The 23,324-nt window shown below is 53.2% G+C and carries 17 protein-coding genes, 1 tRNA gene and 3 rRNA genes; 8 read left to right on the forward strand and 13 right to left on the reverse strand.

What is annotated here, in order from left to right; translation table 11 throughout:
* Positions 1-9 precede the first annotated feature (9 nt).
* Both glnG and KGP17_RS26955 read left to right on the forward strand, forming a co-directional pair.
* Positions 10-1,422, forward strand: a complete 1,413-nt coding sequence (glnG, locus tag KGP17_RS26950; protein ID WP_024527821.1) for a nitrogen regulation protein NR(I) — start codon at positions 10-12, stop codon at positions 1,420-1,422.
* Positions 1,423-1,539: 117 nt separating this feature from the next.
* Positions 1,540-1,662, forward strand: a complete 123-nt coding sequence (locus KGP17_RS26955) for a YshB family small membrane protein (RefSeq protein WP_137751101.1) — start codon at positions 1,540-1,542, stop codon at positions 1,660-1,662.
* A 47-nt stretch (positions 1,663-1,709) separates the two neighbouring features.
* Here the strand turns inward: KGP17_RS26955 and hemN are convergent, their stop codons facing one another.
* Positions 1,710-3,083: an oxygen-independent coproporphyrinogen III oxidase gene (hemN, locus tag KGP17_RS26960; RefSeq protein WP_223498635.1), complete on the reverse strand. Its 1,374-nt coding sequence runs from the start codon at positions 3,081-3,083 to the stop codon at positions 1,710-1,712.
* 186 nt (positions 3,084-3,269) lie between these two features.
* Positions 3,270-3,818: a Der GTPase-activating protein YihI gene (gene yihI / locus KGP17_RS26965; protein ID WP_223498636.1), complete on the reverse strand. Its 549-nt coding sequence runs from the start codon at positions 3,816-3,818 to the stop codon at positions 3,270-3,272.
* A gap of 745 nt (positions 3,819-4,563) precedes the next feature.
* Between yihI and yihA the strand changes: the two genes are divergently transcribed.
* Positions 4,564-5,211, forward strand: a complete 648-nt coding sequence (gene yihA / locus KGP17_RS26970; protein ID WP_024482967.1) for a ribosome biogenesis GTP-binding protein YihA/YsxC — start codon at positions 4,564-4,566, stop codon at positions 5,209-5,211.
* Between the two features lie 544 nt (positions 5,212-5,755).
* Here yihA and polA read toward each other — a convergent pair.
* Both polA and KGP17_RS26980 read right to left on the reverse strand, forming a co-directional pair.
* On the reverse strand, positions 5,756-8,551 hold the full coding sequence (gene polA / locus KGP17_RS26975) for a DNA polymerase I (protein ID WP_209523660.1): 2,796 nt from the start codon (positions 8,549-8,551) through the stop codon (positions 5,756-5,758).
* A gap of 396 nt (positions 8,552-8,947) precedes the next feature.
* Complete coding sequence (locus KGP17_RS26980; protein WP_223499741.1) at positions 8,948-9,193, reverse strand: hypothetical protein; 246 nt, start codon at positions 9,191-9,193, stop codon at positions 8,948-8,950.
* Between KGP17_RS26980 and KGP17_RS26985 the strand changes: the two genes are divergently transcribed.
* The gene (locus KGP17_RS26985; protein WP_245398330.1) at positions 9,105-9,944 is read left to right on the forward strand and encodes an acyltransferase; all 840 of its coding nucleotides are present in this window, start codon (positions 9,105-9,107) and stop codon (positions 9,942-9,944) included. The genes KGP17_RS26980 and KGP17_RS26985 overlap by 89 nt on opposite strands.
* A 46-nt stretch (positions 9,945-9,990) precedes the next feature.
* Here KGP17_RS26985 and dsbA read toward each other — a convergent pair whose 3' ends face one another.
* The 3 genes from dsbA to KGP17_RS27000 form a co-directional block, all read right to left on the reverse strand.
* The gene (dsbA, locus tag KGP17_RS26990) at positions 9,991-10,614 is read right to left on the reverse strand and encodes a thiol:disulfide interchange protein DsbA (RefSeq protein WP_024482970.1); all 624 of its coding nucleotides are present in this window, start codon (positions 10,612-10,614) and stop codon (positions 9,991-9,993) included.
* 29 nt (positions 10,615-10,643) lie between these two features.
* Positions 10,644-11,630, reverse strand: a complete 987-nt coding sequence (locus KGP17_RS26995) for a serine/threonine protein kinase (protein WP_071683787.1) — start codon at positions 11,628-11,630, stop codon at positions 10,644-10,646.
* Positions 11,631-11,723: 93 nt separating this feature from the next.
* Positions 11,724-11,993, reverse strand: a complete 270-nt coding sequence (locus KGP17_RS27000; protein WP_059199298.1) for a YihD family protein — start codon at positions 11,991-11,993, stop codon at positions 11,724-11,726.
* A 151-nt stretch (positions 11,994-12,144) separates the two neighbouring features.
* On the opposite strand from KGP17_RS27000, the gene mobA reads away from it, so the two are divergent.
* Entirely contained in the window at positions 12,145-12,735 is a 591-nt protein-coding gene (gene mobA, locus KGP17_RS27005; protein WP_094983260.1) for a molybdenum cofactor guanylyltransferase MobA, read from the forward strand.
* On the forward strand, positions 12,732-13,253 hold the full coding sequence (gene mobB / locus KGP17_RS27010; RefSeq protein WP_094983259.1) for a molybdopterin-guanine dinucleotide biosynthesis protein MobB: 522 nt from the start codon (positions 12,732-12,734) through the stop codon (positions 13,251-13,253). The genes mobA and mobB overlap by 4 nt, the downstream gene beginning before the upstream one ends.
* A gap of 305 nt (positions 13,254-13,558) precedes the next feature.
* Here the strand turns inward: mobB and rrf are convergent.
* The 4 genes from rrf to KGP17_RS27030 all read right to left on the reverse strand — a co-directional run bounded on the left by rrf (position 13,559) and on the right by KGP17_RS27030 (position 18,690).
* Positions 13,559-13,674: ribosomal RNA gene (gene rrf / locus KGP17_RS27015) — 5S ribosomal RNA — on the reverse strand.
* Between the two features lie 104 nt (positions 13,675-13,778).
* Positions 13,779-16,686 (reverse strand): 23S ribosomal RNA (locus KGP17_RS27020).
* A 242-nt stretch (positions 16,687-16,928) separates the two neighbouring features.
* Positions 16,929-17,004 (reverse strand) — tRNA-Glu (locus KGP17_RS27025).
* 145 nt (positions 17,005-17,149) lie between these two features.
* Positions 17,150-18,690: ribosomal RNA gene (locus KGP17_RS27030) — 16S ribosomal RNA — on the reverse strand.
* The 16S, 23S and 5S rRNA genes sit together here with 1 tRNA gene alongside, the layout of an rRNA operon.
* A gap of 520 nt (positions 18,691-19,210) precedes the next feature.
* Here KGP17_RS27030 and KGP17_RS27035 point away from each other — a divergent pair.
* Positions 19,211-19,900 (forward strand): FadR/GntR family transcriptional regulator, encoded by a 690-nt coding sequence (locus KGP17_RS27035; RefSeq protein WP_115160461.1) that lies wholly within the window; start codon positions 19,211-19,213, stop codon positions 19,898-19,900.
* Positions 19,901-19,937: 37 nt separating this feature from the next.
* On the forward strand, positions 19,938-21,356 hold the full coding sequence (gene mdtD / locus KGP17_RS27040) for a multidrug transporter subunit MdtD (protein WP_223498637.1): 1,419 nt from the start codon (positions 19,938-19,940) through the stop codon (positions 21,354-21,356).
* Here the strand turns inward: mdtD and rbsR are convergent.
* Positions 21,353-22,354, reverse strand: a complete 1,002-nt coding sequence (gene rbsR, locus KGP17_RS27045; RefSeq protein WP_021181450.1) for a ribose operon transcriptional repressor RbsR — start codon at positions 22,352-22,354, stop codon at positions 21,353-21,355. The genes mdtD and rbsR overlap by 4 nt on opposite strands.
* A 4-nt stretch (positions 22,355-22,358) precedes the next feature.
* Positions 22,359-23,285 (reverse strand): ribokinase, encoded by a 927-nt coding sequence (gene rbsK / locus KGP17_RS27050; RefSeq protein WP_059199294.1) that lies wholly within the window; start codon positions 23,283-23,285, stop codon positions 22,359-22,361.
* Between the last annotated feature and the right edge of the window lie 39 nt (positions 23,286-23,324).

The following is a 23,324-nucleotide window of genomic DNA, read 5'->3' on the forward strand; positions in this document are numbered from 1 at the left end:
GTTTGTGCTATGCAACGAGGGATAGTCTGGATCGTCGATGACGATAGCTCCATCCGCTGGGTGCTAGAGCGTGCGCTCACCGGAGCCGGGGTGAACAGCGTCACCTTCGACAGCGGCAATGCCGTGTTGGAAGCATTGGCCACGCAAACTCCCGACGTGCTGCTATCAGATATCCGCATGCCGGGTATGGATGGCCTGGCGCTGCTCAAGCAGATCAAACAGCGTCACCCGATGCTCCCGGTCATCATAATGACGGCACATTCGGATCTGGACGCGGCGGTTAGCGCCTATCAACAAGGGGCATTCGATTACCTGCCAAAACCCTTTGATATTGATGAGGCCGTTGCTCTGGTAGAACGTGCCATCAGCCACTATCAAGAGCAGCAGCAACCCGCTCGCAGCCAGCCTGCCAACGATCCTGTCGCCGATATTATTGGTGAGGCCCCGGCAATGCAGGATGTGTTCCGCATTATCGGCCGCCTGTCACGTTCCTCCATCAGCGTGCTGATCAACGGGGAGTCGGGAACTGGGAAAGAGCTGGTCGCCCATGCGTTGCATCGCCACAGCCCACGCGTCAAATCTCCGTTTATCGCCCTGAACATGGCCGCGATCCCCAAAGACCTGATCGAATCTGAACTGTTCGGCCATGAGAAAGGGGCGTTTACCGGCGCCAATCAGATCCGTCAGGGCCGTTTTGAACAGGCCGACGGTGGTACGCTGTTCCTGGATGAAATCGGGGATATGCCGCTGGATGTGCAAACCCGCTTGCTGCGCGTATTGGCGGATGGTCAGTTCTATCGCGTGGGTGGCTATGCGCCGGTAAAGGTAGACGTGCGTATCATTGCCGCCACGCACCAGAACCTGGAGTTGCGCGTTCAGGAGGGCAAATTCCGTGAAGATCTGTTCCACCGCCTGAACGTGATCCGCGTACATCTGCCGCCGCTGCGTGAACGCCGTGAGGATATTCCGCGCCTGGCGCGCTATTTCCTTCAGGTGGCTGCGAAAGAGTTGGGTGTGGAGGCGAAGAACCTGCATCCGGAAACCGAAACCGCCCTCACTCGCCTGCCGTGGCCAGGCAACGTACGCCAGTTGGAAAACACCTGCCGCTGGCTGACCGTGATGGCCGCCGGGCAAGAAGTGCTGATCCAGGATCTGCCCTCAGAGCTGTTTGAAACCGCCGCGCCGCAAGCCAGTAGCCACGGCTTACCGGACAGTTGGGCCACGTTGTTGGCACAGTGGGCCGACCGCGCGTTACGTTCCGGTCATCAAAACCTGTTGTCCGAAGCTCAGCCGGAAATGGAGCGCACTTTGCTCACCACCGCGCTACGGCATACCCAGGGGCACAAGCAGGAAGCTGCCCGCCTGTTGGGATGGGGCCGGAATACCTTAACGCGTAAGCTGAAAGAATTAGGGATGGAGTAAGAGAGGGGGCGCTAGATGATTAAAAATACAATCCAGCGCACAAAAAACCAGCGATTTAAGGCTTTTACCGGATATGCGACAGCAGTATGATCGAAACGCAAACTCAGGAGGCTTTTGATGCTGGATACACTCATCGTCTTTCTTACCCAAGGCGCAGACGTCGGCTCTGCCGTCAGCCATTCACCGCAGGCGGCCGTTGCCACGGTGCTGTGCGCCGCACTGATCAATTTCTTCAGTTAACAGGGCGCAGCACGCTGCGCCCCTACACATCCACCTTGGTGTTGGCGTCAGATAACCCGGGAAAACTGTTGGGCGCGGGCCTGTTTACGCAGGTAGATATCGAAGCACATGCAAATATTACGGATCAGCAAGCGCCCACGAGGCGTGACGCGAATGCCATGCTCATCGCGCTCCACCAGCCCGTCACGTTCGAACGGCGCCAGTAATTCCAGATCGGCGGCAAAGTAATCCGCAAACGCAATGCCGTATTGCTGCTCAATCGGTTGATAGGCCAGTTGGAAATTACAGATTAGCGTCTTGATCACATCACGACGCAGGCAGTCATCTTCCGTCATCGCCAGGCCACGCCACAAGGCGTTCCCCTGCTCTTCCACGTTAGCGTAATACACCTTCAGCTCTTTCTGGTTCTGCGCGTAGCTGTCACCCAGCATGCTGATGGCAGAAACCCCCAGGCCCAGCAGATCGCTGTCCCCTTGGGTGGTATAACCCTGGAAATTGCGGTGCAGTTTGCCTTCGCGCTGGGCAATGGCCAGCTCATCGTTCGGCCGGGCAAAATGGTCCATACCGATAAACTGATAGCCCGACTCCGTTAGCGAAGCGATGGTTTGCTGCAGAATATCGAGTTTCTGCTGGGCGCTAGGTAGATCGGCGTCCTTGATTTTACGTTGGGCAGCAAACAGGTTCGGCATATGGGCGTAGTTAAATACGCTCAGGCGATCCGGGTTCAGCTCCGCCACCCGTTGCAGGGTGAAGGCAAAACTCTCTGGCGTCTGCTTCGGCAGGCCGTAAATCAGATCGATATTGGTCGAGTTGAAGCCAAGCGCTTTAGCCCGGGAGATCAGGGCAAAAATGAACTCTTCATCCTGCTCGCGGTTAACCAGACGCTGCACTTCTTTATTGAAGTCCTGCACTCCCATGCTGAGGCGGTTGAAGCCTTCGGCACGCAGGTGGTCCAGCACGTCCAGCTCGATTTCACGCGGGTCAACTTCGATCGACATCTCCATTGCTGGCTGGAAATCAAAGTGCTGGCGTAGCATGGCGACCAGCCGACTGATTTGCTGCTTATCCAGATAGGTTGGCGTACCGCCGCCCCAATGCAGTTGGCTGACCTTGCGGCCGGCAAACAGAGGGGCACGAGCGATGATTTCCCGCTCCAACACGGCCAGGTATTCATCGGCCTTGTGAGTCTGGCGTGTGACCAGCTTATTGCAGCCGCAGAAATAGCAGAGCTTATGACAGAAGGGAATATGGACATACAGCGACAGCGGGCGCTCAGGGTAGCGCGTAGCCGCGCGTTGGAACGCAGCTTCGTCATAGCCCTGGTTAAACTCCAGCGCCGTGGGGTATGAAGTATAACGCGGGCCTGAATAGTTATATTTTTGGATCAGGGCCAAATCCCAGACAATGGTCTGTTCTGACATGCTTGCTCACTCCTTCCGATATTTTTTCCTACCGGGCCGGGAAATGGGCAGTTGTCTACGCTGTCTGGCCGCGGAAGCGCTGCGAAAACGCGTTTTGCGCTTCGACAGCCGCCACAGTTTACCGAATAACCACAGTAGATAACATGTCAACAGTAGGGCTATTGCCGGGATCAGCCACATAACCGCTTAAAATACGTCTTTCGGGTTACCGCCTTTCAGCAGTTTCAGAATATCTTCCTGCTTCTCTTCCTGCTCTTCGTCGTCTTCATCACCCAGTTCGATGCCCAGCTGTTCCATCAGCGCATCAATACGATCCAGGGTTTGATCAACGTACGCCTGATCTTCCGCGCTCAGCGTGGCGCCTTCATCCAGGCGATCCAGCAAGGCATCCAGACGTTCATCGTTTTCCAGCTTGGTCAGTTCTTCTTCTGGCGTGAGGCGCGGTTTTTCTGCCTTCGGTTTTGGCTGTGGCTTGGTCGCCTTCACTTTAGCGTCGACCACCAGCGCAACCGGCACTTTACTGCCGAGACGAGGATCTTTGGGTTGCGCGCCAGTTTTATTTTTCTGGCTGGCAGACTCAACCTGGGTACGTGAACCGGAAGCCAGGCCACGGCGCTTTTTCAGGCGCTTGCGCTCGCGCGCTTCCTGATCGAGCTCCACACGACTTTTCTTTTTACTTTTTGACGTCGCCGCGCTGCTGCGTGGGCCGCGAGGTGCTTTTGATGGCTGGTTCATGGCTTTTACTCTTAGGTATGTAGATCCAGTATAGAATTGCTATACGGTTGCGGCGGAATCTAGCAGAAAGCAGACAAAGAAAAAAGGCGGCAGGTTAAAACCTGCCGCCTATTTCGCACCTTCACTCGAAGGATATTCCTGCTCCGCGCTCCATGCGCACACTCAACATCCCGGTTTTTCCATCTGCGATAACCGCGCTCCCTGCTACTACGTCTTTCATCCTGAAAGAAAAAATCATCCGTGCTGCGATCCGTTCGCTTCCACTCTTCCTGAGTGCGCTTCCCGCGGGCGTCCCAATTGCAGTCACTTCATCATCCGTGTACTATTCGTGCGCTCCGGCACCAATAGTTTCAATTCCATCTGACATCATCCTGGTACTCATTACACTGCCTGTGTATTCCCTGAGATTTTTCACCCTTCCTGGATGTTCCTGTTTCCTTGGCCTCCTGCCTTGCAACCTACTTTACGCTTTTATGGGATGTGCTCAAGATACCTACAGGTGGCTTACGACGATCTTTTACTTAACGAAATTACAATGCCCTGTTTTATAACAAATAAAATATTTACAGCTTTCGAATAAAGCGACATTACCCCCAATTCGAATGGTCAATGTCTCACACGGCGGTCGACCTTTTGCCACAAGGGCTCAGTGGTTAAAACGCTTAATAACCGAGAAACACACCCTTTTAGCGCTGATGCAGTTATAATCGCCCACCAGATAGCCATCCTCACGGAGACGAAAATTTTGACCAGCAAGAACTACAATTACCATGTGACCCATTTCGTCACCAGTGCACCCGATATTCGCCACCTACCGGGGGATGAAGGTATTGAAGTTGCGTTCGCCGGCCGTTCCAACGCCGGTAAGTCCAGCGCACTGAATACCCTGACCAATCAGAAAGGCCTGGCACGTACCAGTAAAACGCCGGGGCGTACCCAGCTGATTAACCTGTTCGAGGTCGAAGAAGGCATTCGCCTGGTCGACCTGCCAGGCTATGGCTATGCCGAAGTGCCGGAAGAGATGAAGAAGAAATGGCAGCGGGCGCTGGGTGAATACCTGCAAATGCGTAACTGCCTGAAAGGCCTGGTGGTGCTGATGGATATTCGTCATCCGCTCAAAGACCTGGACCAACAGATGATCCAGTGGGCCGTCGACGTTGGCACGCCAGTGCTGGTCCTGCTGACCAAGGCCGATAAGCTGGCCTCTGGTGCCCGCAAGGCACAACTCAATATGGTGCGTGAGGCCGTGCTGCCATTTATGGGTGATATTCAGGTGGAAGCCTTCTCGTCACCGAAAAAGATCGGTGTCGATAAACTGAGCCAGAAGTTGAATACCTGGTTTAACGAGATCCCACCGGAAGTGCTGCCGGAAGACGATATCGGCGGGGAATGATAACCGCTGCGGGTATTTCGTAGTGGGCCGCATGCAGAGCCGATGCTAAAACATCGGCTTTTTTACGCCCGTTATCACCCTACACGAGGCCGCATTTCGTTATCTAATTACAATTTTGACTAAAAGCCATCATAAAAACTTATGGTAGATAGTGCGCTGTCAGGAGATACATGCAGATAAATCAGCCAAAGGAACGGCAGGAGAAGAGCAGGCGGGGATAACGAAAATCGATGCTTTTGCTTTGTTTTTACAATAAAAAACGCCCCAGTCAATACTGACTGGGGCGGCTAAATATTCAGCCAAATCCGATTACGTGAAGTAAAAGGTCTGAAAGATAGAACATCTTACCTCTGTACCCTACGTCTGTAACTCTACATCATTTTTTCACGCTGCAAAAGAATTTTTTGTAGTTTACTTACACGATCCGGGCACTAACAACGCCAATTTAGTCGAAACAATCACCGAAGGATGTTGCTCAATTACCAAAAGTGCTTAGGTTTTCGCCAGTTAGCGAAAACTGGCCATAACGTATCACCCAGGGTAATCAGTGAGCCTCATCCCAGTTTTTACCTACACCGATGTCCACCCGCAGCGGAACAGCCAGCTGCATACTGTTTTCCATTAACTCATGAATGCGCAGGCTGGCCTCTTCGATGGCGGACTCGTGGATTTCAAACACCAGTTCATCGTGTACCTGCATGATCATGCGCACCAGCGGCTTCTCAGGCCCTTGCAGCCAGGCATCCACCTCAATCATCGCACGTTTGATGATATCCGCAGCAGTGCCCTGCATAGGGGCGTTAATCGCCGCTCTCTCGGCCGCCTTGCGACGCATACCGTTACTGGAGCGAACGTCCGGCAGATACAACCGGCGGCCATCCAGCGTGCTGACGTAGCCCTGCTCGGCGGCCTGCTGACGGGTGCGCTCCATATACTCCAGCACGCCAGGGTAGCGCTCGAAGTACAGATCCATATAGCGCTGCGCTTCGCCGCGCGGGATCCCCAACTGGCGAGCCAAACCAAATGCGCTCATGCCGTAAATCAGACCAAAGTTAATCGCCTTGGCACTGCGACGCTGTTCGTTGGTGACCTTCTCCAACGCCAGACCAAAGACTTCTGCCGCCGTTGCCCGGTGTATGTCCTTACCTTCAGCAAACGCTGTGAGCAAGCCTTCGTCCTGCGATAAATGGGCCATGATGCGCAGTTCAATCTGCGAGTAGTCCGCCGCGACAATACGGTAACCCTCAGGCGCAATAAATGCCTGACGGATACGGCGCCCTTCATCGTTACGTACCGGAATGTTTTGCAGGTTTGGATCGCTGGATGACAGGCGACCGGTGGCGGTGACGGCTTGGTGATAGGAAGTATGCACCCGCCCGCTAACCGGGTTGATCATCAACGGCAGTTTGTCGGTATAGGTGGTTTTCAGCTTCGCCAGACCACGGTATTCCAGGATCACTTTAGGCAGCGGATAATCCAGCGCCAACTCGGCCAGCACTTCCTCATTGGTTGAAGGAGCACCGCCAGGGGTCTTTTTCAGCACCGGCAGCTTTTGCTTTTCATACAAAATGGCCTGCAACTGCTTGGTCGAGGCCAGATTGAACGGCTCTTCTGCCAATTCATGGGCCTGCACTTCAAGCTCGCCGAGGCGCTTGGTCAACTCAATGGAGTGAGCAGCCAGAATGTTAGGATCGATCAGCACCCCGGTGCGTTCGATATGGGAAAGCACCGGCAACAGCGGCATTTCAATCTCATTGAATACCGTCAGCAGGCCTTCACTCTCTTTCAACTGCGGCCACATCGCCAAATGCAGCTGTAGCGTAACGTCGGCATCTTCTGCCGCATAAGGGCCCGCCTCTTCAAGGGCGATCTGGTTAAAGGTTAACTGTTTTTTGCCTTTGCCCGCGATCTCTTCGAAGGTAATGGTTTTATGGCCCAGGTAGCGATCGGCCAGGCTATCCATATCGTGACGGCCACTGACGCTGTCGAGTACGTAGGACTCCAGCATGGTGTCGTAGGCGATACCGCGTAGATCGATGTCATAGCGGGCTAGCAGGCTTTTATCGAACTTCAGGTTCTGCCCCACCTTCAACGCCTTTTCGTCTTCCAGCAGCGGCTTCAGGATGGCCAGCACGTGGTTGCGATCCAGCTGTGGGGGAGCATCCAGATAATCGTGTGCAACCGGCAGGTACGCCGCCACGCCAGGCTCAATGGCGAAGGACAGACCGATCAGGTTAGCCGTCAGGGTATCCAGGCCGTCAGTTTCGGTATCGAAGGCAAAAACTTCGGCCTGTTTCAGGCGCTCCATCCAATCGGCGAAGGTTTCCTCATCCAGAATGGTGACGTAACCTTCCTGCGACAGGGTAGGCTCTACGGCGGCTCTTGGTGCTTCTGCCGTTGAGGCTGGCTTGGCTGCCGCGCTGGCCTTACGACCTGACCCTTTGTTTTCTAACCAGGTCCCGGCTTCAACATCGGCCATCCAGCGTTTGAACTCGTAGCGCTTAAACAGCGCCTGCAGTTGATCGACATCCGGTGGGCTCACTTCCAGCTCACTGCATTTCAGATCCAGTTCAACATCGGTTTTGATTGTCGCCAGTTTGTAAGAGAGATAGGCCACCTCTTTGTTCTGCTCCAGCTTGGCCGCCATGGTCTTGGCACCGCGGAAGCTCAGCGTGGCAATGCTATCCAGATTGGCATAGAGCTGATCCAGGCCCCCTAACCCTTGCAGCAGCGCCTGGGCCGTTTTCTCACCCACCCCAGGTACGCCAGGGATGTTATCTGACGAATCCCCCATCAGCGCCAGGAAATCGATGATCAGTTCAGGAGGAATACCGTATTTATCACAGACCTCCTGCGGGCCGAGGATGGTGTTGTTCATGGTATTGATCAGGGTAACATTCGGCGTCACCAACTGAGCCATATCTTTGTCGCCGGTGCTGATCAACACGGCATGACCCGCTTTCTCAGCCTCTAGCGCCAGAGTGCCGATTACGTCATCGGCCTCTACGCCAGGTGTAACCAGCAACGGTAACCCCATGGCTTTAACCATCTGGTGCAGCGGTTCGATCTGCGCTCGCAAATCGTCCGGCATCGGTGGCCGATGTGATTTATATTCGGCAAACAGCTCGTCACGGAAGGTCTTCCCTTTGGCATCAAACACCACCGCCACATGGCTGGGGGTATACTGCAACAGCAGGCTGCGCAGCATGTTCAGCACACCGTACATCGCTCCCGTCGGCTCACCGACCGAGTTTGTCAGCGGTGGGAAGGCGTGGTAGGCGCGGTAAAGGTAAGAGGAACCATCCACCAGGATTAATGGGTTTTCTGCAATCTGGGCCATAACGTTTCTTTTTCGTGAAAAGGACTGGGGTAAGGATGCCATAGCTAGCCGCTGGTGACGAACCTTAGCGTGCAATATGTCCAAATTAGATGAGATCCTGTGAAGCGATCCGCAAGATCCTGCCTGTGGATAACTTTGTGCATAGTTTAGCAACTGAATTATAACGAAGGTAATATCGTTATAATGGAGAATAAAATTCCTAGACAAATCACACTGTTGAAAGAGGGGGTTGGCGGTTTTGCTATTTATCGTGTTTCAGTTAATTTGTGGATATAACTGGGGCCGGAGTTTAATCGCACGTTTAATCAATTTAGGCACCTCAATGACCATAGCACAAGATTGAAAATCTGCACGCCAACGGCTAACAACTGGCAATTTCTACCAGGTTAAAATCGCTTACTTATAGCCGCGTATTCTTGGCCAGGATTCTGTTAAAATATTTTTTTGTTGGTACGTACTGACGTATCTAACGATGTTTCCTTCAACCGTCAGCACTAAACCCATGCCAAAATTGCTAGCCCCTGTTATTTTTATCTTTTCTGCGCTGCTTGCCATTGGCGTAACGATGCTGTGCTCCATCCCCATTGTTTTGGCCGGTATCATTAAGCTTTTGATCCCCATGCCCGCCGTTTGGCGATACATTTCAGCCTTTGCTGACCTGACGATGTGGTGCTGGTGCCAATGCCTAGCGGTATTGTTACGAATTAATCCCCGCTTGCAGTGGGATATTCAAGGGCTGCACGGGCTGGAGAAAAAGAATTGGTATTTGCTGATCAGCAACCATAAAAGCTGGTCGGACATTGTAGTGCTGTGTGTGTTATTCCGTCACCATATACCTATGAATAAGTACTTCCTAAAGCAGCAACTGGCCTGGATCCCCTTCGTCGGCCTGGCCTGCTGGGCGTTGGATATGCCCTTTATGAAGCGCTACTCGCGGGCCTATCTGCACAGACATCCAGAGAAAAGCGGGCAGGATATCGAAACCACGCGGCGTTCCTGCGACAAGTTTCGCCTGCGCCCGACCACCATCGTCAATTTCGTTGAGGGGTCTCGTTTCACCGAGGCCAAGAAAATTAAAACCCGCTCACCCTACCGCAATTTGCTCGCCCCGAAAGCTGCCGGGATCGCCTTTACGCTTAGTGCGCTTGGCCAGCAATTTGATAAGATCCTGAATGTCACCTTGTGCTATCCGGATAACCGTGAGCATCCCTTTATGGATATGTTGTGTGGCCGTTTGCAACGGGTTGTCGTCAGGATTGAATGCCTGCCGATTGATGAGTCGCTGCACGGGGATTACTTCAATGACAAACTGTTTAAACGTAAATTCCAGATTTGGCTGAATACGTTGTGGCAGGAAAAAGATGGTTTGCTAGACAGGCTCAAGCGTGAATAAGTTAAAAAAAACGCCGGATTAACCGGCGTTGATTTCTTGCTGCAGGTTACTTTTGTTCGGTCAGGAACTTAACGACATCAGCAAATTGCTTGACGTAAACGTCCATGCTGCTGGTATCCAGGCCATCGTTTTTCACCATGTATTTGCCATTAACAAATACCGCTGGCACGCCGCGCAGTTGCAAATCTTCTGCCGCTTTCTCTTGCTGAGCCACCAGAGATTTCACCACGAAGCTGTTTAAAGCCGCGTCATAGTCTTCACCTGCTACGCCTGCATTGACGAATACCTTGCGGATATCGTCAGGCGTTTGCACGGTTTGAGTTTTCTGAATCGCTTCAAACATTGGCTGAGTAATTTTGTCTTCTACACCCAGAGCCATGGCAACTGCCCAGGCCTGAGTTAATTGCTTACCCAATGGACCCAGGAATTCCACATGGTATTTGGTCATCTTGGTGCCTTCAGGCAGCGCTTTTTTGACCGCATCAGAAATATGGTATGTCTCTTCAAACTGGTAGCAGTGCGGGCAGTAGAAAGAGAAGAACTCCAGCACCTGTGGTTCGCCAGTTACCGGCTTATCCAAAGTGATGTATTGCGTACCGTCACTGAATTGCGCAGCGGAGGCACTGAATGCCATCACCATACCAACGAGTGCCAACCAAATTTTTTTCATAACACTAAACTCTCCATTATGTTAATGCTTCAATACATTGGCATGAGCTGCAGAGGGGGTTCCTGCAACAGCTTAACCTGTTCAGTAAATGCCGCAGTCTGAGATAACCAGAAATCAGACTCCGCCATCCACGGGAAACTTTTTGGAAACGCGGGATCCTGCCAACGGCGCGCTACCCATGCCAGGTAATACACCATGCGCATGGCCCGCAAGGGTTCGATCAACGCCAACTCGCGCTGATCAAATTCGGCAAATTCGCCATAGGCCTCCAGCAGGATATCCAGCTGCATCAGCCGATCGCGACGTTCGCCGTGTAACAACATCCACAAATCCTGTATTGCCGGCCCGTTGCGTGCATCGTCAAGATCGACGAACAGCGGACCATCACGCCACAAGATATTGCCTGGGTGGCAATCGCCATGCAAACGCAGCGGTTGCCAATCCAGTTGCCAGTGCGGTTTGATAGCGTCAATCAACGTATCCGTAGCCCGCAGGAAAGTCTCGCGCTGGGCCTTGGGAACTAAATCACAGCTGGCCAGAACCTGCCGGGGCTCTGTGAGATACTCTTCAATGCCAATGGTCGGCCGCTCGGTAAACAGGCTTTCGCTACCCACCTGGTGGATGCGGCCAAGAAAACGCCCGACCCACTCCAGCTGTTCCAGATTATCGATCTCGTACTGTCGGCCACCGACGCTCGGAAATACGGTAAAGAAAAAGCCTGCATGGGTGTGCAGCGTATTTCCCTGTAATACCAGCGGCGCGACCGCCGGAATTTCGTTGTGCGACAAATCCAGCGCGAACCGGTGTTCTTCACCGATTTGCTCTGCACTCCAGCGTTCTGGGCGATAAAATTTCACCACGTAACGCCGACGATCTTCGTCCATAAACTGGTATACGCGGTTTTCATAGCTGTTGAGCGCCGTCAGCCCTGAATCAACACGCAAACCTATCCCTTCCAGCGCATCCATTATCAGATCGGGAGAAAGGGTTTCAAAATTAAATGCAGAGTTGTTCATAACAACCGTTCAGTTCGCCAGATGACAACAGCGTGCCAAGAATAAGAAAGAGTAGCACTAATCACCGCCACTGATGATCGCACCGCATGAATGCTAATCTTTTATCACGCCACGGGCACGCAGCAACGCCGTTTTAAAGTCTTCTTCGTAGTCTTTCTTCAAGCCTGGGATCTGTTCTGTGCCCGCACTGCCGCGCATTTTCAGATGATAGATCAAGATATCATCGCTCAGATCGCCTAACTCACCCTGAAAACCCGCTTCCTGTGCCAGCTTTTGCAGAAACTGAATCAGGTTGAGATCGGGATCCTGCTGCCAGGCCGGGTGCAAAAGCTCAATCAGTTCGTTTACGCGATGCGTTTTCATAGCAACATATCATCCAATGAAGTGATAAACCCACAAAGTAGCAGGCTTGACTACGTAGTGAAAGAACCAGCGTGTCAATAAAGGTAAATCATGATGTCTGAACAGGTTTAGCGCTACAATCAGGGCATTGGAGAGGGGTTGGATGATGACTATGCATGCAAATATAACCGGCGTTATTCTGGCCGGTGGGCGCTCTACCCGCATGGGAGGGAAAGATAAAGGATTGGTGCAAGTGGGGGATAAAACGCTGTACCAGCACGTCCTGGGCCGATTAACACCACAAGTGAGCCAGGTGATCATCAGTGCCAATCGCAATCAGCAATGCTATCAGCAAAGCGGCTTAGAGGTCGTCGGCGATCTGACGGCAGATTACCCTGGCCCCTTAGCCGGCATATTGGCAGGCCTCACTTATGCCAACACACCATGGATTGTCTGCGCCCCCTGCGACGTCCCCGATTTCCCTCTCAACCTGGTAGAACAGCTTTGGCTGCATAAAGGCAATGCCCTGGCCGCCTATGCTTGCGATGGCGAGCGTGAGCATCCAACCTTCGCTTTATTGCATACCAGTCTGACAGAGGAACTCACCCGTTATCTAGCCCGGGGGGAACGCAAATTGATGCTGTTCATGGCGGCTGTCGGTGCACAACAGGTGGTGTTCCGTGGGCAGCAAGACGCCTTCCGTAATTTGAATACCCCGGAAGATTGCCAACAGTGGCAGCAGGAAAAGGGGGGCGATCAATGACGGAGTTATTGCCACCCTTGCTGGCTATCGCCGCCTATAGCGGCACAGGTAAAACCACGCTGCTTAAGCAATTGATCCCACTATTAAAACAGCAACAGGTGCGCGTTGGCCTGATCAAGCATACCCACCATGATATGGATGTTGATACGCCTGGTAAGGACAGCTATGAACTGCGCAAGGCCGGTGCAGACCAGACGCTGGTTGCCAGCGATCGGCGCTGGGCATTAATGACCGAAACACCTGAACAACAGCCTTTAGATCTCCAGTATCTGGCTGGCAGATTCGATCGCAGCAAGGTGGATTTGATCCTGGTGGAAGGGTTCAAGCATGAACAGATCAGCAAAATTGTTCTCTATCGCGAGGAAGTCGGTAAACCGCTTGCAGATATGTTGGATCAGCACGTCATTGCCGTCGCCAGCGATAGGAAGATAGAAGGTGTTGCGCCGTTACTTGATATCAACCAGCCTGAAACGATCGCTGGGTTTATTGTTCAGTGGCTGAAGCAGACAAAGGCATAGTCCCCTCACCCTAACCCTCTCCCACAGGGAGAGGGAACCGATCGAGCTCGCGGATCTCTCTGTGTAATACTTCATCTTTCTACTTACTTCCAACGTCCTGAAGCGGTACGGGCAAACCCAACCTCTCCCCACTTTCCGAAGCAGTACGGGCTCATCCACGACGCCGGACGGCTCCCTCTCCCTCCGCACGGGTGTTCAGTTGTTCTCGGCTGGTACTCTGGGAGAGGGCGGGGGTGAGGGGCATTTCTGTTTCCGACCCATAGCAAAAAGGCCATCCTTGCGGATGGCCTCTTGGCTTAATTGATGCCTGGCAGTGTCCTACTCTCGCATGGGGAGACCCCACACTACCATCGGCGCTACGGCGTTTCACTTCTGAGTTCGGCATGGGGTCAGGTGGGACCACCGCGCTATTGCCGCCAGGCAAATTCGTTTCATTCCAACCGCTTCACTCTCGTGTCGCCATTGAAACCAATCTCGGAACGTCGCTGAAAATTGTCGTCTACTCTAAAACACCTTCGGTGTTGTAAGGTTAAGCCTCACGGATCATTAGTACTGGTTAGCTCAATGCATCGCTGCACTTACACACCCAGCCTATCAACGTCTTAGTCTTAAACGTTCCTTCAGGGACCTTAAAGGCCCAGGGAAGACTCATCTCGAGGCAAGTTTCGCGCTTAGATGCTTTCAGCGCTTATCTTTTCCGCACTTAGCTACCGGGCAGTGCCATTGGCATGACAACCCGAACACCAGTGGTGCGTTCACTCCGGTCCTCTCGTACTAGGAGCAACCCCTCTCAATCTTCCAACGCCCACGGCAGATAGGGACCGAACTGTCTCACGACGTTCTAAACCCAGCTCGCGTACCACTTTAAATGGCGAACAGCCATACCCTTGGGACCTACTTCAGCCCCAGGATGTGATGAGCCGACATCGAGGTGCCAAACACCGCCGTCGATATGAACTCTTGGGCGGTATCAGCCTGTTATCCCCGGAGTACCTTTTATCCGTTGAGCGATGGCCCTTCCATTCAGAACCACCGGATCACTAAGACCTACTTTCGTACCTGCTCGAGCCGTCACTCTCGCAGTCAAGCTAGCTTATGCCTTTGCACTAACCTCACGATGTCCGACCGTGATTAGCTAACCTTCGTGCTCCTCCGTTACTCTTTGGGAGGAGACCGCCCCAGTCAAACTACCCACCAGACACTGTCCTCACCCCGGATTACGGGGCCGAGTTAGAACATCAAACATTAAAGGGTGGTATTTCAAGGTTGGCTCCATGCAGACTGGCGTCCACACTTCAAAGCCTCCCACCTATCCTACACATCAAGGCTCAATGTTCAGTGTCAAGCTATAGTAAAGGTTCACGGGGTCTTTCCGTCTTGCCGCGGGTACACTGCATCTTCACAGCGAGTTCAATTTCACTGAGTCTCGGGTGGAGACAGCCTGGCCATCATTACGCCATTCGTGCAGGTCGGAACTTACCCGACAAGGAATTTCGCTACCTTAGGACCGTTATAGTTACGGCCGCCGTTTACTGGGGCTTCGATCAAGAGCTTCGCCTTGCGGCTGACCCCATCAATTAACCTTCCAGCACCGGGCAGGCGTCACACCGTATACGTCCACTTTCGTGTTTGCACAGTGCTGTGTTTTTATTAAACAGTTGCAGCCAGCTGGTATCTGCGACTGGCTTCAGCTCCGAGAGCAAGTCTCTTCACCTACGCGCCAGCGTGCCTTCTCCCGAAGTTACGGCACCATTTTGCCTAGTTCCTTCACCCGAGTTCTCTCAAGCGCCTTGGTATTCTCTACCTGACCACCTGTGTCGGTTTGGGGTACGATTTGATGTTACCTGATGCTTAGAGGCTTTTCCTGGAAGCAGGGCATCAACTACTTCTGCACCGTAGTGCATCGTCATCACGCCTCAGGGTTAGTAAGTAACCGGATTTACCAGGTCACTCCCCCTACACGCTTAAACCGGGACAACCGTCGCCCGGCTAGCCTAGCCTTCTCCGTCCCCCCTTCGCAGTAACACCGAGTACAGGAATATTAACCTGTTTCCCATCGACTACGCCTTTCGGCCTCGCCTTAGGGGTCGACTCACCCTGCCCCGATTAACGTTGGACAGGAACCCTTGGTCTTCCGGCGAGCGGGTTTTTCACCCGCTTTATCGTTACTTATGTCAGCATTCGCACTTCTGATACCTCCAGCAAACCTCACAGTTCACCTTCAACGGCTTACAGAACGCTCCCCTACCCAACAACGCCTAAGCGTCGCTGCCGCAGCTTCGGTGCATGGTTTAGCCCCGTTACATCTTCCGCGCAGGCCGACTCGACCAGTGAGCTATTACGCTTTCTTTAAATGATGGCTGCTTCTAAGCCAACATCCTGGCTGTCTATGCCTTCCCACATCGTTTCCCACTTAACCATGACTTTGGGACCTTAGCTGGCGGTCTGGGTTGTTTCCCTCTTCACGACGGACGTTAGCACCCGCCGTGTGTCTCCCGTGATAACATTCTTCGGTATTCGGAGTTTGCATCGGTTTGGTAAGCCGGGATGGCCCCCTAGCCGAAACAGTGCTCTACCCCCGAAGATGAGTTCACGAGGCGCTACCTAAATAGCTTTCGGGGAGAACCAGCTATCTCCCGGTTTGATTGGCCTTTCACCCCCAGCCACAAGTCATCCGCTAATTTTTCAACATTAGTCGGTTCGGTCCTCCAGTTAGTGTTACCCAACCTTCAACCTGCCCATGGCTAGATCACCGGGTTTCGGGTCTATACCTTGCAACTATTCGCCCAGTTAAGACTCGGTTTCCCTACGGCTCCCCTATACGGTTAACCTTGCTACAAAATATAAGTCGCTGACCCATTATACAAAAGGTACGCAGTCACACCACGAAGGTGCTCCCACTGCTTGTACGTACACGGTTTCAGGTTCTATTTCACTCCCCTCGCCGGGGTTCTTTTCGCCTTTCCCTCACGGTACTGGTTCACTATCGGTCAGTCAGGAGTATTTAGCCTTGGAGGATGGTCCCCCCATATTCAGACAGGATGTCACGTGTCCCGCCCTACTCATCGAACTCACAGTTAATGCATTTTAGTGTACGGGGCTATCACCCTTTGCTGCGCGACTTTCCAGACGCTTCCACTAACACAAGAACTGATTCAGGTTCTGGGCTGTTCCCCGTTCGCTCGCCGCTACTAGGGGAATCTCGGTTGATTTCTTTTCCTCGGGGTACTTAGATGTTTCAGTTCCCCCGGTTCGCCTCGTATGGCTATGTATTCACCATACGATAGTGTGTCGAAACACACTGGGTTTCCCCATTCGGGTATTGCCGGTTATAACGGTTCATATCACCTTACCGACACTTTTCGCAGATTAGCACGCCCTTCATCGCCTCTGACTGCCTAGGCATCCACCGTGTACGCTTAGTCACTTAACCTCACAACCCGAAGGTGTTTCTGTAAACAGAGACACTGTCGTGCTGTTTATTTGAGAGACTCTATGACAGGTTAATCCTTACCCCAATAGTTCTACGGAGGGATAAGTTTCAGCTGTCATGTTTCAATTTTCAGCTTGTTCCAGATTGTTAAAGAGCAATATCTTAAACACGACTCGCAAGAGTCATCTTTAAGATAATCAGTCACGAATGACCGGTGATAATGTCTTTCACTCATTATCGGATGGCGTCCCCAAGGGGATTCGAACCCCTGTTACAGCCGTGAAAGGGCAGTGTCCTAGGCCTCTAGACGATGGGGACACAAAATCCGATTAAACCCAGGGTTTAACCGTTTCTCGTATCAGCATGAGTCCAGAAGACTCATTACATCAACAGGTAGCGCTTTGCTCATTACTTTTCATCAGACAATCTGTGTGGACACTGCACGCAACTGCATATCTTTAGGTAAGGAGGTGATCCAACCGCAGGTTCCCCTACGGTTACCTTGTTACGACTTCACCCCAGTCATGAATCACAAAGTGGTAAGCGCCCTCCCGAAGGTTAAGCTACCTACTTCTTTTGCAACCCACTCCCATGGTGTGACGGGCGGTGTGTACAAGGCCCGGGAACGTATTCACCGTAGCATTCTGATCTACGATTACTAGCGATTCCGACTTCACGGAGTCGAGTTGCAGACTCCGATCCGGACTACGACATACTTTATGAGGTCCGCTTGCTCTCGCGAGTTCGCTTCTCTTTGTATATGCCATTGTAGCACGTGTGTAGCCCTACTCGTAAGGGCCATGATGACTTGACGTCATCCCCACCTTCCTCCGGTTTATCACCGGCAGTCTCCTTTGAGTTCCCGCCATGACGCGCTGGCAACAAAGGATAAGGGTTGCGCTCGTTGCGGGACTTAACCCAACATTTCACAACACGAGCTGACGACAGCCATGCAGCACCTGTCTCACAGTTCCCGAAGGCACCAATCCATCTCTGGAAAGTTCTGTGGATGTCAAGAGTAGGTAAGGTTCTTCGCGTTGCATCGAATTAAACCACATGCTCCACCGCTTGTGCGGGCCCCCGTCAATTCATTTGAGTTTTAACCTTGCGGCCGTACTCCCCAGGCGGTCGACTTAACGCGTTAGCTCCGGAAGCCACGCCTCAAGGGCACAACCTCCAAGTCGACATCGTTTACAGCGTGGACTACCAGGGTATCTAATCCTGTTTGCTCCCCACGCTTTCGCACCTGAGCGTCAGTCTTTGTCCAGGGGGCCGCCTTCGCCACCGGTATTCCTCCAGATCTCTACGCATTTCACCGCTACACCTGGAATTCTACCCCCCTCTACAAGACTCTAGCTTGCCAGTTTCAAATGCAGTTCCCAAGTTAAGCTCGGGGATTTCACATCTGACTTAACAAACCGCCTGCGTGCGCTTTACGCCCAGTAATTCCGATTAACGCTTGCACCCTCCGTATTACCGCGGCTGCTGGCACGGAGTTAGCCGGTGCTTCTTCTGCGAGTAACGTCAATGAACGGTGCTATTAACACTGAACCCTTCCTCCTCGCTGAAAGTGCTTTACAACCCGAAGGCCTTCTTCACACACGCGGCATGGCTGCATCAGGCTTGCGCCCATTGTGCAATATTCCCCACTGCTGCCTCCCGTAGGAGTCTGGACCGTGTCTCAGTTCCAGTGTGGCTGGTCATCCTCTCAGACCAGCTAGGGATCGTCGCCTAGGTGAGCCATTACCTCACCTACTAGCTAATCCCATCTGGGCACATCCGATGGTGTGAGGCCCGAAGGTCCCCCACTTTGGTCCGAAGACGTTATGCGGTATTAGCTACCGTTTCCAGTAGTTATCCCCCTCCATCGGGCAGTTTCCCAGACATTACTCACCCGTCCGCCGCTCGTCACCCAGGAGCAAGCTCCTTGTGCTACCGCTCGACTTGCATGTGTTAGGCCTGCCGCCAGCGTTCAATCTGAGCCATGATCAAACTCTTCAATTAAAAGCTTGATTTGCTTCAACTCGTGAAGCGATGCTCGAAAATTAACTTTCGTAATCATTCATTCGCATGAATGACTGCTTGGTCACTCTTCAAGACTTGATATTTTTTTGCTACCGAAGTAGCTGGATATCGTCTTGTGAGTGCCCACACAGATTGTCTGATAAATTGTTAAAGAGCAGTGAGTTACGCGCTTTCGCTTGCTAACTCGAGGAGGCGTATACTACGCGATTCCTCTGAAGAGTCAACCTTTATTTCGGTGTTTTCACCGGCTTGACACTTCCTGGCTGGGCGACTGGTTCTCGTTAGAGGAGTCGTTGTTCCCGGTCAGTGGAGGCGCATTATAGGGAGTTCTCAGAACGCCGCAACCCCTAAATGCAAAAAACTTTTCAAGCGCGGCTTTTTTCGGCAAAACGCTGTCTTGTTCGTCGTTTTTGACACTTTTCCTCGAAAACAGCCGTAAAAGCTGGCGCTCCCTGGCGTAAAATGAAAGATAACAATGCAGTTAAAAGGAACCGCAGCCATGCAATTCGATGCTCAACAACAGGCGGCACAGCGTAATCTTTCTTATCTGCTGGCAGAAAAGCTCGGCCAACAGATCCTGGCCGGTGAATATCAAGCCGGCAGCATCCTGCCAGGCGAGATGGATTTGGCAGAACACTTTGGCGTCAGTCGCACTGCAGTACGTGAAGCAGTAAAAATGCTGGCGGCCAAAGGCATGCTGTTGCCGCGCCCCCGCATCGGCACCAGGGTCATGCCGCAAAGCCAATGGAACTTCCTCGATCAGGATCTGCTGACCTGGTGGATGACCAGAGAGAACTTCGACCAGGTCATGCAGCACTTCCTTATTCTACGCACGTCGCTGGAACCTCAGGCCTGTTCATTGGCAGCCATCAACGCCACCCAGGAGCAAAAAACGCGATTGGTCACGCTGATGACAGAAATGCAGGCGCTACACGTGGATTTTGACCGCGAACGCTGGATTGAGGTCGATACCCAGTACCACCAGCTAATCTATGAAGCCAGCGCCAATCCGTTTCTCACCTCGTTCGCCAACCTGTTCAGCTCGGTGTATCAAAGCTATTTCCGGGCGATCACCGGTAATGAAGTGATCAAACTGCAACACCATCAGGCCATTGTGGATGCCATAGTCGCCAGTGACAGCACCGCAGCCCTCACTGCATGCCAAACATTGTTGCAGGGCAATGCGTAAACTCCGCAGCTATATATAGAAGGAAAATGGGATCACGATGACAAAATCTGCACGCAGCATGGCAGGGTTGCCTTGGATCGCCGCGATGGCGTTCTTTATGCAGGCGTTGGATGCCACTATTCTCAATACCGCCTTACCGGCGATAGCCCACAGCCTCGACCGTTCCCCCTTGGCAATGCAGTCGGCGGTGATCAGTTACACCCTGACGGTTGCGATGCTAATCCCGGTGAGCGGCTGGCTGGCCGATCGCTTCGGCACCCGGCGGGTGTTTATTATCGCCGTATCCCTGTTTACCTTTGGCTCGCTGTTGTGTGCCTTGTCCCCGACGCTGAGTTTCCTGGTCGCCTCACGTATTTTACAGGGGATTGGCGGCGCGATGATGATGCCGGTGGCACGCCTTGCCCTGTTGCGGGCCTATCCGCGTAGTGAGCTGTTGCCGGTACTGAACTTTGTCACCATGCCTGGCCTGGTTGGGCCAATAATGGGCCCGCTGCTTGGCGGCTGGCTGGTGACCTACGCTACCTGGCATTGGATCTTCCTGATTAACATCCCGATAGGCTTACTCGGCATCATCTACGCCCGCAAATACATGCCGGACTTCACCACGCCAAAACGGCCGTTTGATTTCATCGGTTTTATACTGTTTGGCCTTAGCCTGGTACTTATCTCCACCGGCCTGGAGCTGTTCGGCGAGCAGGTACTGGCCAATTACATTTCTCTGGGAGTGTTCCTGAGCGGCTTTGTGATGCTGTTTGGCTATATCATTCACGCCCGCCGCCACGCTCAGCCACTGATTGGGCTGGATCTGTTCAAGACCCGTACCTTTTCCGTCGGCATTGCCGGTAACGTGGCCTCGCGGCTAGGGACTGGCTGCGTTCCCTTCCTGATGCCGTTGATGCTGCAGGTGGCCTTTGGCTATTCGGCGATTGTCGCCGGTTGCATGATGGCCCCGACGGCGGTGGGTTCTCTGATGGCCAAGTCTACCGTTACCCAGGTGTTGCGCTGGTTCGGCTATCGTAAGACGTTAGTAGGTATCACTATCATTATCGGCGTATTGATTGCGCAGTTCTCTCTGCAAAGCCCAGGTATGCCGCTGTGGCTGATGATTTTGCCGCTGTTTGTTCTAGGGATGGCGATGTCGACGCAGTTTACCGCCATGAATACCATCAGCCTGGCAGACCTGAACGATGGCAACGCCAGTTCCGGCAATAGCGTATTGGCAGTGACGCAACAGCTGTCTATCAGCTTTGGCGTTGCGATCAGCGCCGCCGTGTTGCGCTTCTATGGTTCAATGGGGATTGGCACCATGATCGATCAGTTCCACTACACCTTTATTACCATGGGGATAGTGACCGTTGCTTCGGCCTTCGTCTTTATGCTGTTAAGAAGAAAAGACGGCAATAACCTGATCACCGGCAAAGAGAAATCACGCAAAGAAGCGAAGGCTACCAGTTAACGGTAACCGACGGAGTCTCTCTCCACCAGCTCTGGCGTCAGCACCAGGATCTGGGCATCCCGTTCAGGGTTTTGCAGGCGATTGATGAGCGCATCGATCGCCAGTTCCCCTAGCGAATCTTTGGGCTGATGAATGGTGCTGAGCGGTGGAGCCAGATATTTGGCCAGTTCGATATCGTCGTACCCCATCACGGCCATATCCTGTGGTACCACCAGCCCGGCCTGATACAGCGCCTGATAAACGCCGACGGCGACGGCATCGTTGCCAGCAAACACCGCATGAGGAGGTTCGGCTAACGCCAGCAACTGCTTCATGGCATGCACGCCCCCTTCAAACTCAAAGTCGCAATACACCTCATAGCCCGGCAGGATTTCAAGGCCGGCACGCTTCATGGCGCGGCGATAGCCTTCCAAACGATGGCGCGCGGTCGTTTTATCCAGCGGCCCGGCGATACAGGCGATTTGGCGATAACCGCGAGCGATCAGATGATCGGTAGCCATTTCGCCCCCCAGCAACGAGTTATCCTGAATGATATCGTTGGCCCCTTCGAACGGCGACCAGTCCATCATCACGATCGGCAAAGAGGGGTAGCGGCTTAGAGCATCCTGCGAGGGGCGATGGTTTTCGGTACACATCACCAGCAGGCCATCCACCCGCTTTTGCAACAGCGTTTCCATGCTGCTGTTCATACGCGCCACATCTTCCTCTGTGTTGCACAGGATCAGGCTGTAGCCACGCTCGTAGCAGCTGCGTTCCACGCCGCGCACCACTTCGGCATAAAACGGGTTATTACTGGAGGTCACCAGCATACCAATGGTGCGCGTCGTATTGAGTTTCAGGCTACGCGCCAGTGCGGAAGGGGCATAGTTTAGCTGTTCCACGGCCACCATGACTTTGTCACGCACGCTGTCGCTGACAAAGCGATTGTTATTGATCACGTGCGAGACCGTCGAGGTTGAAACACCCGCCAGGCGGGCGACATCTTTCATGGTAGCCAAAGCGTTATCCCTGTTGCTGCAAAAAGGCGTCAATCTCTTCACGCCATGGCACGGAAGGCTGTGCACCCGGCCGGGTAACGGCAATGGCCGCCGCCGCATGGGCGAAACGCACCGCATCGCTCATCACTTTACCTTCGAGCAAAGCAGTAACCAGAGCACCGTTGAACGTATCACCGGCCGCGATGGTATCCACCGCTTTGACCTTAAAGCCCGGAACCAGTTTGCCTTTACCGTTTTCGCTCAACCATACGCCACGACTACCGAGGGTGATAATCACGCAGCCAATACCTTTATCATGCAGGATGCTGGCGGCACGTTCGGCGTCAGCGTCATTATTCACCGCGATACCGGTCAGCCGCTGGGCTTCGGTTTCGTTCGGGGTGATCATGTCAACCATGGCTAACAATTCGTCAGGCAGCTCACAGGCCGGAGCCGGGTTGAGGATCACCTGGGTTTGGTGCTGCTTGGCCAGTTTGGCGGCGGCAATCACCGTCTCCAGCGGTGACTCAAGCTGCATCAATAGCGCATCGGCATCGATAACCCGTTGCCGATAGCGGTTGAGATATTCGGGAGTGACCGCCGCGTTGGCACCGGCATCGATACCAATCACGTTTTCGCCTTCGGCATTGACGAAAATCAGCGCTACGCCGGTAGTACTGTCGGCAATAGCTTCAATCGGTTGGGTATCAATGCGATCGGTTGCCAGCTGTTGGCGAATACGTTCACCAATATCGTCTGCACCTACGCAGGCAATAAAAGCAATGTCCGCACCGCTGCGCCCGGCAGCCACCGCCTGGTTAGCCCCTTTGCCACCAAAGGCAACCTTATACTGCTGGCCGATCACCGTTTCGCCCGGCTGGGGAAACTGGTTGATATTGAGGATATGGTCGGCATTGATGCTGCCCAAAACCACCAGCTTTGCTGTTTCCATCACAGGGTTCCCTAAAATTGCGCGCCATCGTCACGCCCC

Origin of the sequence: Serratia sp. JSRIV001, from assembly GCF_019968745.1 — a bacterium.
Taxonomy (GTDB): Bacteria; Pseudomonadota; Gammaproteobacteria; order Enterobacterales; family Enterobacteriaceae; genus Chania; species Chania fonticola_B.

Coding starts and splice junctions, on each gene's coding strand:
- glnG (WP_024527821.1), top strand. CDS start 10: ATGCAACGAGGGATAGTCTGGATCGTCGATGACGATAGCTCCATCCGC.
- KGP17_RS26955 (WP_137751101.1), top strand. CDS start 1,540: ATGCTGGATACACTCATCGTCTTTCTTACCCAAGGCGCAGACGTCGGC.
- hemN (WP_223498635.1), bottom strand. CDS start 3,083: ATGTCAGAACAGACCATTGTCTGGGATTTGGCCCTGATCCAAAAATAT.
- yihI (WP_223498636.1), bottom strand. CDS start 3,818: ATGAACCAGCCATCAAAAGCACCTCGCGGCCCACGCAGCAGCGCGGCG.
- polA (WP_209523660.1), bottom strand. CDS start 8,551: ATGGCCCAGATTGCAGAAAACCCATTAATCCTGGTGGATGGTTCCTCT.
- KGP17_RS26980 (WP_223499741.1), bottom strand. CDS start 9,193: ATGTATCGCCAAACGGCGGGCATGGGGATCAAAAGCTTAATGATACCG.
- dsbA (WP_024482970.1), bottom strand. CDS start 10,614: ATGAAAAAAATTTGGTTGGCACTCGTTGGTATGGTGATGGCATTCAGT.
- KGP17_RS26995 (WP_071683787.1), bottom strand. CDS start 11,630: ATGAACAACTCTGCATTTAATTTTGAAACCCTTTCTCCCGATCTGATA.
- KGP17_RS27000 (WP_059199298.1), bottom strand. CDS start 11,993: ATGAAAACGCATCGCGTAAACGAACTGATTGAGCTTTTGCACCCGGCC.
- mobA (WP_094983260.1), top strand. CDS start 12,145: ATGCATGCAAATATAACCGGCGTTATTCTGGCCGGTGGGCGCTCTACC.
- mobB (WP_094983259.1), top strand. CDS start 12,732: ATGACGGAGTTATTGCCACCCTTGCTGGCTATCGCCGCCTATAGCGGC.
- KGP17_RS27035 (WP_115160461.1), top strand. CDS start 19,211: ATGCAATTCGATGCTCAACAACAGGCGGCACAGCGTAATCTTTCTTAT.
- mdtD (WP_223498637.1), top strand. CDS start 19,938: ATGACAAAATCTGCACGCAGCATGGCAGGGTTGCCTTGGATCGCCGCG.
- rbsK (WP_059199294.1), bottom strand. CDS start 23,285: ATGGAAACAGCAAAGCTGGTGGTTTTGGGCAGCATCAATGCCGACCAT.